The following is a 13,008-nucleotide window of genomic DNA, read 5'->3' on the forward strand; positions in this document are numbered from 1 at the left end:
CTCGCGACCGATTCCATGTGCCGGGATCCGGGGGCGAGGAATGGTTTTCACCCGTAGTGCCATGGTCGTGACGGACTGCCGGGGCGGAGTTGCGACCCCACCGCGATGACCCTGATTCCTTTTCCGTGAAGCCCCCCTGCGCAGGGGGGCGTTACTCGCCGGACGAGGCAGTACTTTTGTGCCCCTCGCGGATCGGGGCATCGTTCCCGGGGTTGCCCTGGCGGCGGTTCCAGTTCAGGCCGGAGAGCGACACCGCCAGGACCGAGGTGAGCACCAAGGCGGCAGCGGGAGCTGCGACCGTCCACGGCGCCCTTTCGACGTAGTTGATTCCCTCGGCCAGGATGAGCCCCCACTCGGGGGTGGGCTGCCGGGGCCCCAGCCCCAGGAATCCCAGCGAGGCCAGCGCCAGCGCGATCCCGGGAATCCGCAGCATGGCGTGCCTGAACACCGGACCAAGGATCGCCGGCAGGACATACCTGAGCAGGATCCGGGCCGGGCCCACGCCCAGTACCGGAAGGATCTTTACGAACGGCCGGGCCCGCGCTTCCTGTCCCAGTGCCGCCGCGTGCGCCGCCAGCGGTGCCCAACCCACCAATGCGACCGCGATGGCGGCGCCGAGCAGCGACGGACCGGTGACCACCGCGACCATCAGGCCCACCAGGATCGGCGGGGCAGCGTTGGCGACCTCCACCGGACCGGTTGACGCATGCGGAAACAGCCCGATGACCAGCCCCAGGACCAGGCAAACCAGCACCACCAGCAGGGAAGTCCCCAAGGTCGACAGCGCACCATGCCCCACTCTGGCCAATAGGTCGCGTCCGCTGGCATCGGCTCCGAAGGGCAGAGCCAGGCTCGGGGCAGCCAGCCTCGCGTGCTCGGACGCGAACGGATCGCGCAACAGTCCGGCTACGACCAAAAGCACCAGCGCCAAGGCCACCACCAGCGGCAGGAGCATCTCACGTCGGCGGGTGAAGCGCATGGTCTCCGGCGCCGGAACCGTACCGGAGCGAAGTGCCCTGCCCAGCAACAGCAGGCGCACCGCAGCGCAGGCCGAACCCACGATGACGGCCAGCAGCAACAGCGCCAGCACCCCGGCTTGCAGCGCCGGAATGTCCTGGGCGCTGGCGGCGCCCAGAATGGCCCGGCCCAAACCGGGGATCGCGAAGACCTTTTCCACAGCCACTGCCCCGCCGGTCAACCCGATCAGGACCAGGCCGACTTGGCTGGTCACCGATGGCATGGCCCGGCGCAGCACGGCCGCGGTGAGCTGGCCGCGGCGCGCCCCGGCGAGCCGCCAGGTCGCCACCCACTTCTCCGCGAAGGCGGCGCTGATGGCTTCGGAGGCCAGGCGCCCGATCAGCCCGCCGGCGGGCAACCCGAGCGAAAGCGCCGGCAGCACCGCGTGGTGCAGGCCCTGCCAGCCGTAGGGCGGGAACCACCCCAGCAAGACGGCTCCGACAATCAGCAGCATGGCGGCCAACAGGAATTCCGGCAGCGCCGTCATTCCCGCCGCAACGGCCCCGGATCCGCTGCCCGGCTTTCCGGCCAGACCGCGCGCCACCGCAGGGACGCACAGCAGCACGGCCACGACTGCCGCCACCGCCACCGCGCATCCCATCAGGGTCAACGAGACGCCCAGGGCGGAGACAGTCCCGGGACCCACCGGGGTGTTGGTGATCCAGGAGGTTCCCAGGTCGCCGTGGGCCACCCCGCCGGCCCAGGCCAGGAAGATCGCCACCGGGCCGCGGTCCAGGCCGAGCTCGTCACGGATCATCGCCAGGGTTTCCGGTGTCGCTTCCCGATCCGCATAGCGGGCACGCAGGATCGTGTATTCGGGCTTGCTGCCCGATAGCCACGGCAGCAGGCCGATCACGACCGTTACCGCGGCAAGGGCCAGCAGGCGGGAAAGTGCGTTGATTGCCGGGGCCGTGCGCGCCATCAGTCGGCGATTCCCGTGCGGTTGGTGATCAGTGCACGTTCGCGGGGGTCGCGCTCAACATCGCGGACCCTGGCCGATTCGCCCTGGATGACGCGTTCGTGCAAAAGCGGCACTGCCGCGTCCTTGGAAAGGATCAGCGCCTCGGCGGCGGCGATGGCGGCCCGGCGTTCCGCACCGGGGGCCACGGCCGCGGCCTTGGCCAGGGCCGCGTCGACCTCGGCATCGCAGAACTGCGAGATGTTGAACGATCCCTCGCAGGAGAAATCGCTATACATGTAGGCCACCGGGTCCCCGGAATCCAGAACGGTGGCGCGGGAGAGGATGAATGCGTCGAACTTCCCGTCCAGGGCATCGGCCTCGATGTGCTGGTATTCACGCACATCCTGCTCCACGACAAAACCGGCGGCCTCGAGCTGCTGCTCCAGCGCGACGGCAACCTCCGGCAGCTCCGCCCGGTCGGTGAAGGTGCCCAGCGTGATCTTGGTTCCCTTCACAACGGAGGGCGCTGCACGGTTCCCCAGCACCTCGGTGTAGTTTTCGTTCGCGCGTTCGGCTGCCGCCCAGGGCAGGGCGGGGCCCAGCAACCCCTCGGCGATGTCGGCACGGTCCTCGTAGACCCGTTCGACCACGGTGGCCCGCTCGATGGCTTCCCGCGCCGCGGCCCGCACGGCCGGATCGGCAAAGGGGCCGGTGTCGTTGTTCAGGTAGAGGGTGTTGGTCCTGGGCATGGGAACCTCGTGGACCAGCGCGGGATCGATCTGGGCGACCTGTCCCACGGGGATGGTTTCCACGATGTCGGCGTTTCCGGTGCGCAGGGCCGCTGCGCGGGCGGTGCCGTCCGGGACGAATTGGACGTCGACCCCGGCGGCGGCGGCAGGTTCGCCCCAATAGCCATCAAAGCGGTCCAGGGTTGCGGAGCTGGTTCCGTCGAAGGAGGACAGCACATACGGACCGGTGCCGGCCCCGGTCGGGACGACGACTCCGCCGGACTTGTAGGCCGAGGCCGCCAGGATGGACAGCTGCGGGCTGGAAAGCCGTTGCGGCAGCAGCGGGTCGGCAACCTTGGTGGTGACCACGACGGTGTTGGCGCCCTCGGCCTTGATGCCCAACTCGACGCCGTCGAGGATGCGGGGCTTGGGGCTGGCGTTCGCCGCGGTTTCCAGCGAAGCGGCGACCTGTTTGGCGGTTAGTGCGGTTCCGTCGTGGAATTCCACGCCCTGGCGCAGTTCGAAGGTCCAGGTCGTCTCATCCGTTTGCTTCCATGCGGTGGCCAGTGCGGGTTGGGCCTCTCCCACCTCGTCGAGGACCACCAGGGTCTCTGCCGCCTGCCAGCGGGAAAGCTTGAAGGCATCATCGCTCAGCGGGGTCAGTCCCGAACGCGGCGGTTGCATCATGGCCACTTTGATGCGGGCGTCGTCTGCGGCGGCGCCCGCGTCGCCCGCGTCGAAGCATCCGCTCAGGGCCAGTGCCAGGGTGGAGGCCAGCACTGCTGTCGCGGCTGCTTTTGGGCGTGGAAGAACCATCTCGGTCTTACCTGTCTTTCGTGGTTGGGTGGTGACTGGATTTCGGGAAAGAGGGCGGTCAATGCCCGGGCACAAAGCGGCGGATGGCCACTGCGGAGGTTGCGGCCAGCAAGGCCAGTGCCGCCCACGGGGCGGCCGCTGCCAGCGACGGCAGGTAGGCATGTTCATAGAGCGGACCCAATAGGGCATTTCCAGCCAGCACGGCCACCCCTCCGCACGTGGCGAGCAGGCCGTAGTACGCCCCGGCGGGATGTCCGTTGGCAAAGCCGGCAACCAGGCCCATGGCCGTGGGCGTCACGCACATGTGGCCCAGTGCAAGGGCCGTGACCATCAGTGCGGCGGGGGCGAGGGACGCGCCCTCCGGTGCCTCCCGTGTTGCCAGCACCGCCAAGAGCAAAAATCCCACGGCCTGCAGAGAAAATCCGAGCGAGAAGGCCGTCTTGTCCCCGACGCGGCGCATGAACCCTGCAATGGGCCATTGCAGAGCCACGGTCAGAAGCGAAACGTAGACAAAGACCCCGGCTAGTGCCCCGACTCCGGCGCCGCTGCGTTCAAGTTCCACCGGCAACCCGAGGTAGAGCTGGTTGTAGGCGAGCAGGTTCACCGCGTAGAACGCGGCAAACAGCACAAACCGGCGTTCGCGTAGGCACGCCCAGGTGCCTGCCCCCTCCCGATTCCCGACCCGTGAAATCGCTGGTTGGCGCCCGGCGTCGGTTCCCGGAATCCAACGCAGGAAGACCAATGCCATGACGGCAAAGATCGCCGCGCCGGCCAGCAGCGCGGTATCGATGCCGATACCGAGCAGCAAGGCACCGAGCACCGGGCCTGCCACTGCGCCGATTTCACCGAAAATGACCAGCAGCGCAAAAAGCGTCGGCTTGGCGCCGGTGCCGGCGTTCCCCTTCTCCATGGACCGGGCCGTGCCCACCAGGCTTTCGAGCGCCGGCGAGAACAGGGCTCCACCGACTCCAGTGATGATGGCACCGGCCAGGAACGAGGGGAAGTCCGCGGCCCAGGCAAGCACCAGATAGCCGGCAACCCGCACCAGGGTGCCGGAAACCATGAGCCGCCTCGCTCCCCACCTATCGGCCAGCACCCCGCCGAAAAGGAACATCCCCTGTTGGGCGAAGGTCCGTGCCCCCAGCACCACTCCGATCGCCATGGCTCCCATGCCAAAGTCCCCGCGCATGCTCACGGCCAGGAAGGGGACAACGGAAAAGAATCCCACATTGAAAATCAGTTGGCTGGCCAGAAGCAGCCCGGGAGCGGGTCCGGTGCCCTGTACCCGGTCGGGCTCGCCGGCAAGGACGCGGGTGCCGCTCATGCGGCGCCCGTTCGGGTGCCCAATTGCGGGATGGCTGCCAGCAGCTCCCGGGTTGCCGGGTGCCGGGCAGTGTGGAACATATCGAGGGTGTCGCCCTCCTCGACGATGCGCCCGGATTCCAGCACCACGGTGCGGGAACACAGCCGGGACACGGCGGAGAGGTCGTGGGACACAATCAGCAGTCCCATTCCGTCCTGCCGGACCAATTTCTCCAGCAGCCCCAGCACCGCATCGCGAAGCGGCAAATCCAGCCCGCTGACGGGTTCATCGGCCAACAGGATCGACGGCCCGGGAACCAGGGCCCGGGCGATGGCGACCCGCTGGTTCTGCCCGCCGGAGAGTTCGGCCGGCTTGCGTCCCAGCAGTCCGGGATCGAGTTCGACGCGTTCCAGGGCGCGATGGATCATTTGCCGGTGGTCCCCCTGGATGCGAAGTTGCCTCAGCGGCTCGAGCATCAGTTGTTGGATGCTCATGCGCGGGTCCAGGCTGCCAGCGGGGTTCTGCGGGACGTACTGCACGAGCCGCCGGTACCACCGCAGAGAGGAAACCGGACCGGGAACCAGCGGGTTGTCGTTGAATTGGACGGATCCGGAGTCCACCTTTTCCAGGGCGAGCAGGCACCGCAACAGCGTTGATTTTCCGGAGCCCGAGCTGCCAACCAGGCCTACGGCTTGGCCTGCTTCGATGCCGAGGTTGATTCCGCACAGCGCCCGGTGGCCCTGTCGGCTCCTCGGCCACCGGCCAGGATAGCCGTGGACCAGATCCAGGGCGCGCAATCGGGTCGTCATGCGGCCGCCGCCTCGAACGGAGGAGCGAAGGAGGAGCGGGCCGAATCGACCAGCGCAGCGGTGTAGGGATGCCGTGGCCGGGCGATCAGCTCCGGCATGTGGGCCTCCTCGATTTTCCGGCCGTCCTGCAGCACGACCGCGCGGCCGCATATTTGCTCGGCAGCGGCCAGGTCGTGGGTGATGAGCAGCAGGCCACCAGCGCTGGAAGGGACCCCCGCCAGGATCTCGAGCACCTTGGCCTGGTTGACGACGTCAAGTGCCGTGGTCGGCTCATCTGCCACCAGGATGTCGGCACGGCAGGCAAGTGCCATGGCGATGCATACTCGTTGCAGCTGTCCGCCCGACAATTCCCCGCTGAAGCTGCGCAGCATGCGGTCCGCGTCGGCCAGTCCCACCGAGGCCAGCAGTTCACGGGAAATTTCACGCGCCTCGCGTCCCGAGAGCCCCGCGTTGCGCAGTGGCATGGCCAGCTGGCGGCCCAGGCGCACCAGCGGGTTGAGTGCTGCGGCCGGGTTCTGGTGGATCGCGGCGAATTCCCGCCTTGCGTGCCTTCGGCCCCGGAGGGGAATTTCCTTGCCGTTGACGCGCAGCATACCCGTGGCGTTCATCCCGGCCGGGAGCTGCCCCAGCAAGGCCGCCGCCGTGAGGGACTTGCCGGATCCGGAGGCCCCCAGCAATGCCAGTTTCTCCCCGGGTTCGATGCTGAAGTCCAGCCCCGCGACCAGGGGTTTCCCGTGCAGGGAGATGGTGAGGCCTTGGACGAGGAGGGCAGGCATAGGATGGGGACTTTCGTGTGGCGGTTCGGCTGGCAAACACTATTGCAACTAACAATCATTCTCGTTAAGAGCTCGATCGAATATTACCCCATGCAGGACACGGCTTCCGAAACGACCACTCACGGAACTCCCAAGCGGGGGACTTTTCGTCCGGGAGCGTGGCGTCGCAGGTTGGTTGCGCCCACTAACAAGAAATTGCTTCGCGCACGGTGACAAGACGGCGCCAGCACGGCACTGCCCCGTCCAGGAAGATGATGGGGGCAGCGGCGGATGACGCCGCGCGGCCACGTTCCTCGGATTCCGGTGCCGCGTCGCAGGGTTCCTGCGCCCCGGATTCCACTAGGCTGGTGCGCACCATGGACTACAGGAATACCACCCACCAGACCGGCGGCCGGGAACGGGCGATTGGCGAGGATTCGCGGCCCGGGGAAGACGAATTCCGCGTCGACATCGAGCGCATCCGATTCTCCCCCTATTTCTCGCGGCTCTCGGCGGTGACCCAGGTGATCCCGCAGGCCGGCGCCGGCACCGTGGTGCACAACCGGCTCACCCACTCACTGAAGGTCTCCGCGGTGGCACGCTCCATTGCCATCGGGTTGCGCAATGCCGACGAGCCCACGCGCACGCTGGTGGCCGAGCTCGGCGGCTGCGATCCCGTCGTGGTGCAGGCGGCCGCTGCCGCCCACGACCTGGGCCACCCGCCCTTCGGGCATCTGGGCGAACAGGAACTGGACCGGGCGGCCCGCAATATCCTCGGTTTGCCCGACGGGTTCGAGGGCAACGCCCAAAGTTTCCGCATCCTCACCGCGCTGGACAGCTGCGACGCGAGCCCCCGCGGGCTGAACCTCACCCGCGCCGTGCGCGCGGCGGTGCTGAAGTACCCGTGGACCCGCAACGAATGGCGTTCCCTGCCGGCCCGGTCCCCGGAACTTCTGCCCCGCGGCGTGGGCCTGGGCGGCGGCAACGCCGCCCTGAAATACTCGGCCTACGACATCGAGGCCGCCGAGATGCGTGACGTTCTCTCGGTCTTCCCGCAGATCACCGAACACCAACAGACCCTGGAATGTTCGGTCATGGACATCGCCGATGACATCGCCTACGCGGTACACGACCTGGATGACTTCTATCGCGCCGGGGTCCTGCAGTATTCCCCGGTGTCCGCCGAGCTGCGGCACTGGCTTGATTCCGGCGCCGAGTTGGCCAGACTCGATGCGTGCGAGCTGGACCAACGACTGCCCGGCCACGGGCTCGAGCGCACCTGGCGGCTGGTTGCCGCCAAGGACCCGTGGATCGCCAACGCCGACGCATTCCGCGCCTCGGTGCAGCGCGTGGGCCATGACCTGGTCGAAGGCCTGCTGTCCCTGCCCTATGACGGCGGACTAGACGCCGACCGTGCAGTCACTGCCTTCACCCGGCGGTGGATCGACAGGCTCCAAGCCTCAATCGCGGTGGAGAAGGACCCGGTCATTCGCAGCGGGCACGTCCGCTTGGCTGACGAGGCCTGGCACGACGTGGTGGTGCTCAAGTTCGTGCACGAGCGCTTTGTCCTGGAACGCTCCGACCTGGCGTTGTACCAGCGCGGACAGACCCGCATCATCAGGTCGCTGGCCGAGGGCCTGGCCGCGTGGCTGGATGATCCACAGGATTCGGCCCGCGCACCGCGCAGGCTGCTGGACTCCGTCGAGGCGGCCACCGGCGAATACCGCCAGCTCTATTCCGAAACCTCAGGACCGCTTCCGGATTCCTCACGCAGGGAGATCGAGCGGCTGGGCCGGGCACGGGCCATCGTCGACTACATCGCCTCATTCACCGACGCTCAGGCCGTCTCGGTCAACGCCCTGCTCACCGGCACCTCGGAGAGCATTTGGGAAGTCGGTCGCGGGCTGTAGAACGCCACCCACGGCAAAGGCCGCCACAATCCTGAAGGGAAAGCGGCGGCCTTTGTCGTACGCGTTGAGCGAGGGAGACTATTTCTTGAGCAGTTCCAGTGCCGCGTTCAGCGTGGAGCTCGGGCGCATGATGTCTGCGACCTTTTCCTCGACCGGGCGGTAGTAGCCACCCAGGTCGACAGGGGCACCCTGCACGGCGGCGAGCTCGGCCACGATGGCTTCCTCGTTGCCGCCCAGTGCCTCGGAGACGGCCTTGAAGGCAGCTGCCAGCTCGGTGTCCTTGGTCTGTGCCGACAGTTCCTCTGCCCAGTACTTGGCCAGGTAGAAGTGGCTGCCGCGGTTGTCCAGCTCGCCGGCCTTGCGCTTGGGCGACTTGTTTTCCAGCAGGAAGGTGCCGGTTGCGGCATCCAGCGTGTCGGCCAGGATCTGCGCGCGCGGGTTGTCCGAGGTGTTGGCCAGGTGCTCGAAGGAGACGGCCAGGGCCAGGAACTCGCCCAGGGAATCCCAGCGCAGGTGGTTCTCGCTCACCAGCTGCTGCACGTGCTTCGGGGCCGAGCCACCGGCACCGGTCTCGAACAGTCCGCCACCGGCGATCAGCGGCACGATGGAGAGCATCTTGGCGCTGGTGCCCAATTCGAGGATCGGGAACAGGTCGGTGAGGTAGTCGCGCAGCACGTTGCCGGAAACCGAGATGGTGTCCTCGCCGCGGCGGATGCGATCGATGGTGTACTGGGTCGCGTCGACCGGCGACAGGATCTCGATGACCAGGCCCTCGGTGTCGTGCTCCTTGAGGTACTCGTTGACCTTGGAGATCAGCACGGCGTCGTGCGCACGGGTCTCGTCCAGCCAGAACACGGCAGGGGTGGCCGAGGCGCGGGCGCGGTTGACGGCCAGCTTGACCCAGTCGCGCACCGGCACGTCCTTGGTCTGGCAGGCGCGCCAGATGTCACCCGGGAAGACCTGGTGTTCGATGAGCACGCCGCCGGTGGCGTCCAGGATCTGGACGTGGCCGGCTGCCTTGATCTCGAAGGTCTTGTCGTGGGAGCCGTATTCTTCGGCAGCCTGGGCCATCAGGCCGACGTTCGGGACGGTGCCCATGGTGGTCGGGTCGTAGGCGCCGTTGGCGCGGCAGTCGTCGATGACGACCTGGTAGATGCCCGAGTAGGAGGAGTCCGGCAGAACTGCCAGGGTGTCGCGTTCCTTGCCCTCTGCGTCCCACATGTGGCCCGAAGTGCGGATCATGGCAGGCATGGAGGCATCGACGATGACGTCCGAGGGGACGTGCAGGTTGGTGATGCCCTTGTCGGAGTCGACCATGGCAACAGCCGGGCCCTCTTCGAGGCCCTTGGCGATCAGTGCCTCGACGCCGGCGCGCACGTCGTCGGAGAGCTCGTCGAGCCCTCCGAGGATGGCCGCAAGGCCGTTGTTCGGGTTCAGGCCTGCTGCTTCAAGCTGCTCGCCGTAGGTCTCGAACAGCTCGGAGAAGTAGGCCTTGACGACGTGGCCGAAGATGATCGGGTCCGAGACCTTCATCATGGTGGCCTTCAGGTGTGCCGAGAACAGCACGTCTTCGGCCTTGGCTCGGGCAACGGCGTCCTTCAGGAACGCGTTCAGCGACGCGGCGTGCATGACAGTGCCGTCGATGATCTCGTCCTTCAGCACCGGCAGGGCCTTCTTCAGGACCTTGACGTCGCCGTCTTCGCCGACGAAGCGGATGGAGAGGGTCTGGGCGTTGTCGATGACAACGGACTTCTCGTTGGCACGGAAGTCATCCTCGGCCATGGTGGCCACGTTGGTCTTGGAGTCAGCGGACCAGGCGCCCATGGTGTGCGGGTTCTTGCGGGCGTAGTTCTTCACGCTCAACGGGGCACGGCGGTCGGAGTTGCCCTCGCGCAGCACCGGGTTCACGGCGGAACCCTTGATCTTGTCGTAGCTTGCGCGGATTTCCGTTTCCTCGTCCGAGGACGGGTTGTCCGGGTAGTCCGGAAGCGCATAGCCGGCGGCCTGCAGTTCGGCAATGGCTGCCTTGAGCTGCGGGATGGAGGCCGAAATGTTCGGCAGCTTGATGATGTTTGCATCCGGGCTCTTGGCCAGGGCGCCGAGCTCTGCCAATGCGTCGGGAATCTGCTGCTCTGCAGTGAGGTGGTCGCCAAAGGCGGAAATGATGCGGCCGGCCAACGAGATGTCGCGCGTCTCGATCTCTACACCCGCGGTCGAGGCGTATGCTTCGACAATCGGCAGGAACGAGTGGGTTGCCAGCATCGGAGCTTCGTCGGTGTGGGTATAAATAATCTTGGCCATAGGTGCGGCGTCTCCCTGAACGGTGTTCTCGGATATGAATGGTCCGACTTGATCTCAACAGCCCTAACTTACCCGATTTACTGCGCCCGGACACTTTTTGTGGCGAGACTCCCCTTCTCCCCCGGACCCTTTTCGCCCCGAAAAGCCGGGGCAATGGGGACCACGGCAGCACACCCGCGTTAAGTTAACCCTTCATAACTGAACTGCGGATACCCCTCCCTCACGTGCCCGGGAACAGCTTCCCCAGCTCACGTACGGTTTCATCGAAGAGCGCCAGCGGATCGGAGTCCACCCCGTCGAATTCCTGGCGGGCGAATGATTGCCAGGCGACCCGCCAGGCTGCCGTCACCACCTCGGCAACCAGGAGCGCCTGGATCGGCCGCAGCGGGCCCCGTTGCGCCAGCGACGCGCTGAGCCCCTCAACAAGGTTTCGCTCCTGGCGCGTGGCAACCCGCATCATCTCCGGTTCCTGGACCATCAGTCGGGAAATCCTGCGGAAGTCGCTCTCTGCCACCTCCAGCGCGAAGAGCTCGCGGCACACGGCCAACAGGTCGCCCAGGATCCCGGCGGCACTGGCATGCCTGCTTTCGCAGGCCACCAGGGTGTCGATCAGGCCCTGCTGGCCGGGCATGAGGGCATGTTCCTTGGACGAGTAGTAGCGAAAGACGGTGCGCTCGGAAATGCCGACGCGTGCGGCGATGTCGCCGATCGTTGTGGCATCCATCCCCTTCTCTTCCACGAGGTCCAGCGTGGCACCCTGGATCTCGCGCAGCATTTGGGCGCGATGCTCTTCACGGATACCCATGGCTCAGCTCTTTTCTTGAATCGGAGGGGCTCCCGGATAGGCGCGGGGCTCACCACACTATATTTCATGTCACACTATGACAGAATTTGCTTACCAAAGCTGTCAGACCATGACATTATTTTAGTCGTTCACATCTTACAGAAGAGGTAGCTTCCGATGGCCCTGTCCACAGAAGGCACGATTTCCCCGCCGGCAGCTCCTGCGCGGCAGGCTCCGCCCACCCTGCCCACAAAACAACTCGTCGGCATCATCGGTTCCCTCGCGCTCGCCGCGTTCCTGATGATCCTGAACGAAACAGTACTCAGCGTCGCCCTCCCGGCGATCATGGTGGACCTTTCCGTGTCAGCAGCCGCGGGCCAGTGGCTGACCACCGGTTTCCTGCTGACCATGTCCGTGGTCATCCCGACCACAGGCTATCTGCTGCAGCGCTTCAGCCCCCGGAGCCTATTCATTTTCGCGCTCTCCAGCTTCCTGGTTGGCACCTTGCTCGCGGTCTTCGCGCCAAGCTTCGCGGTGCTGCTGGTCGCCCGCATCATCCAGGCAATCGGCACCGCCATCGTGCTTCCGTTGCTGATGACCACCACCCTGATGCTGGTGCCCGTGCACAAGCGCGGTGCCATCATGGGACTGAACTCGATCGTTATCTCCGTCGGTCCCGCCATTGGACCGACGGTTTCCGGCGCAATCGTCAACGCCTTCACCTGGCACTACATCTTCATCCTGATGGCACCGCTGGCTGTGGTCATCTTGGTCCTGGGGATCATCTTCATCAAGCTCCCGTCCCACGCCCGCAAGATCCCGCTCGATGTCCCCTCGGTCGTGCTTTCCGCGCTTGCCTTCGGTTTCCTGGTCTACGGCATCTCCAGCCTTGAGCACGCCGCCGACAACTTGGTCGTCCCCGTCGCTTCCTTCGCCGTCGGACTGGTTTCCCTGGCTTTGTTCATCAAGCGCCAGGTCCGGCTGACCCGCATCGGCAAGGAGCTGCTGAACCTCACTCCGTTCAAGACCCGAACCTTCACCTTCTCGGTGGTGATGATCATGATCGCCATGGGCACCCTGCTGGGCACCATCGTGGTGGTCCCGATCATCCTCGAATCCGGTGCCGGCTTCACCACTCTGTCCATCGGCATGATGCTGCTCCCCGGCGGTCTGGCCCAGGCGGTCGTTGCACCGATCTTCGGGCGCATCTACGACCGTTTCGGTCCCCGCCCGGTCCTCATTCCGGGTGCCGCCATGCTGGCGCTGGGCCAGTGGATGTACGTCACCGTGGATTCCGAGACCGCGCTATGGATGTTCATGGTCAACCACATCGTCTTCTCCATCGGCCTGGCCCTGCTGATGACCGGTCTGATGTCATCGGCCCTGGCCACCGTTGAGCCTCGCCTCTACGGCCATGGCTCGGCCATCTTCAACACCGGCCAGCAGCTCGGCGGTGCCATCGGCACCACCATTTTCGTGACCGTCATGTCCCTGCTCGCCGGTTCCAAGCTCGAAGCGGGTTCGGACCTTGCCCACGCGCTGTTCTCCGGCGCGCATGTTGCCTTCATCATCGGCGCCATCCTGGCCACCGTCGGCCTGGTGATCTCCCCCTTCGTCAAGGTGGACAAGCAGCAATAGCCGCAGCCTCGACCAAAGAGGCGGAGCTCAGGCCCCGGGCGAATCA

General features: G+C 66.2%; 10 protein-coding genes. 2 read left to right on the top strand and 8 right to left on the bottom strand.

The features are described from left to right. Positions 1-151 precede the first annotated feature (151 nt). The 6 genes from ACIPUB_RS04305 to ACIPUB_RS04330 form a co-directional block, all read right to left on the bottom strand. On the bottom strand, positions 152-1,939 hold the full coding sequence (locus ACIPUB_RS04305) for an ABC transporter permease subunit (protein ID WP_407606239.1): 1,788 nt from the start codon (positions 1,937-1,939) through the stop codon (positions 152-154). After that, on the bottom strand, positions 1,939-3,462 hold the full coding sequence (locus tag ACIPUB_RS04310) for an ABC transporter substrate-binding protein (protein ID WP_407606240.1): 1,524 nt from the start codon (positions 3,460-3,462) through the stop codon (positions 1,939-1,941). The genes ACIPUB_RS04305 and ACIPUB_RS04310 overlap by 1 nt, the downstream gene beginning before the upstream one ends. Before the next feature lie 58 nt (positions 3,463-3,520). Further along, positions 3,521-4,786: an MFS transporter gene (locus ACIPUB_RS04315; protein WP_407606241.1), complete on the bottom strand. Its 1,266-nt coding sequence runs from the start codon at positions 4,784-4,786 to the stop codon at positions 3,521-3,523. Beyond that, on the bottom strand, positions 4,783-5,574 hold the full coding sequence (locus ACIPUB_RS04320; RefSeq protein WP_407606242.1) for an ABC transporter ATP-binding protein: 792 nt from the start codon (positions 5,572-5,574) through the stop codon (positions 4,783-4,785). The genes ACIPUB_RS04315 and ACIPUB_RS04320 overlap by 4 nt, the downstream gene beginning before the upstream one ends. After that, positions 5,571-6,350 (bottom strand): ATP-binding cassette domain-containing protein, encoded by a 780-nt coding sequence (locus ACIPUB_RS04325; RefSeq protein ID WP_407606243.1) that lies wholly within the window; start codon positions 6,348-6,350, stop codon positions 5,571-5,573. The genes ACIPUB_RS04320 and ACIPUB_RS04325 overlap by 4 nt, the downstream gene beginning before the upstream one ends. 184 nt (positions 6,351-6,534) lie before the next feature. Beyond that, positions 6,535-6,708 (bottom strand): hypothetical protein, encoded by a 174-nt coding sequence (locus ACIPUB_RS04330; RefSeq protein ID WP_407606244.1) that lies wholly within the window; start codon positions 6,706-6,708, stop codon positions 6,535-6,537. Here ACIPUB_RS04330 and ACIPUB_RS04335 point away from each other — a divergent pair. After that, a complete protein-coding gene (locus ACIPUB_RS04335) occupies positions 6,707-8,239 on the top strand; it encodes a deoxyguanosinetriphosphate triphosphohydrolase family protein (RefSeq protein ID WP_407606245.1) in 1,533 nt (510 codons plus the stop codon). The two genes, ACIPUB_RS04330 and ACIPUB_RS04335, sit on opposite strands and share 2 nt — an antisense overlap. A gap of 78 nt (positions 8,240-8,317) precedes the next feature. Here ACIPUB_RS04335 and ACIPUB_RS04340 read toward each other — a convergent pair whose 3' ends face one another. Beyond that, on the bottom strand, positions 8,318-10,540 hold the full coding sequence (locus ACIPUB_RS04340) for an NADP-dependent isocitrate dehydrogenase (protein ID WP_407606246.1): 2,223 nt from the start codon (positions 10,538-10,540) through the stop codon (positions 8,318-8,320). Between the two features lie 220 nt (positions 10,541-10,760). Then, on the bottom strand, positions 10,761-11,345 hold the full coding sequence (locus ACIPUB_RS04345) for a TetR/AcrR family transcriptional regulator (RefSeq protein WP_407606247.1): 585 nt from the start codon (positions 11,343-11,345) through the stop codon (positions 10,761-10,763). A 156-nt stretch (positions 11,346-11,501) separates the two neighbouring features. On the opposite strand from ACIPUB_RS04345, the gene ACIPUB_RS04350 reads away from it, so the two are divergent. Further along, positions 11,502-12,962, top strand: coding sequence for an MDR family MFS transporter (locus tag ACIPUB_RS04350; RefSeq protein WP_407606248.1), 1,461 nt, complete (start codon positions 11,502-11,504; stop codon positions 12,960-12,962). The last annotated feature ends 46 nt before the right edge of the window (positions 12,963-13,008 follow it).

The organism is Paeniglutamicibacter sp. ORCA_105 (genome assembly GCF_045798545.1).
In the GTDB taxonomy this organism is placed as follows: Bacteria; Actinomycetota; Actinomycetes; order Actinomycetales; family Micrococcaceae; genus Paeniglutamicibacter; species Paeniglutamicibacter sulfureus.

Bases quoted from the DNA above. Each gene is read 5' to 3' on its own strand.
- ACIPUB_RS04310 (WP_407606240.1), bottom strand. From the start codon at position 3,462: ATGGTTCTTCCACGCCCAAAAGCAGCCGCGACAGCAGTGCTGGCCTCC.
- ACIPUB_RS04350 (WP_407606248.1), top strand. From the start codon at position 11,502: ATGGCCCTGTCCACAGAAGGCACGATTTCCCCGCCGGCAGCTCCTGCG.
- ACIPUB_RS04320 (WP_407606242.1), bottom strand. From the start codon at position 5,574: ATGACGACCCGATTGCGCGCCCTGGATCTGGTCCACGGCTATCCTGGC.
- ACIPUB_RS04330 (WP_407606244.1), bottom strand. From the start codon at position 6,708: ATGGTGCGCACCAGCCTAGTGGAATCCGGGGCGCAGGAACCCTGCGAC.
- ACIPUB_RS04335 (WP_407606245.1), top strand. From the start codon at position 6,707: ATGGACTACAGGAATACCACCCACCAGACCGGCGGCCGGGAACGGGCG.
- ACIPUB_RS04315 (WP_407606241.1), bottom strand. From the start codon at position 4,786: ATGAGCGGCACCCGCGTCCTTGCCGGCGAGCCCGACCGGGTACAGGGC.
- ACIPUB_RS04340 (WP_407606246.1), bottom strand. From the start codon at position 10,540: ATGGCCAAGATTATTTATACCCACACCGACGAAGCTCCGATGCTGGCA.
- ACIPUB_RS04305 (WP_407606239.1), bottom strand. From the start codon at position 1,939: ATGGCGCGCACGGCCCCGGCAATCAACGCACTTTCCCGCCTGCTGGCC.
- ACIPUB_RS04345 (WP_407606247.1), bottom strand. From the start codon at position 11,345: ATGGGTATCCGTGAAGAGCATCGCGCCCAAATGCTGCGCGAGATCCAG.
- ACIPUB_RS04325 (WP_407606243.1), bottom strand. From the start codon at position 6,350: ATGCCTGCCCTCCTCGTCCAAGGCCTCACCATCTCCCTGCACGGGAAA.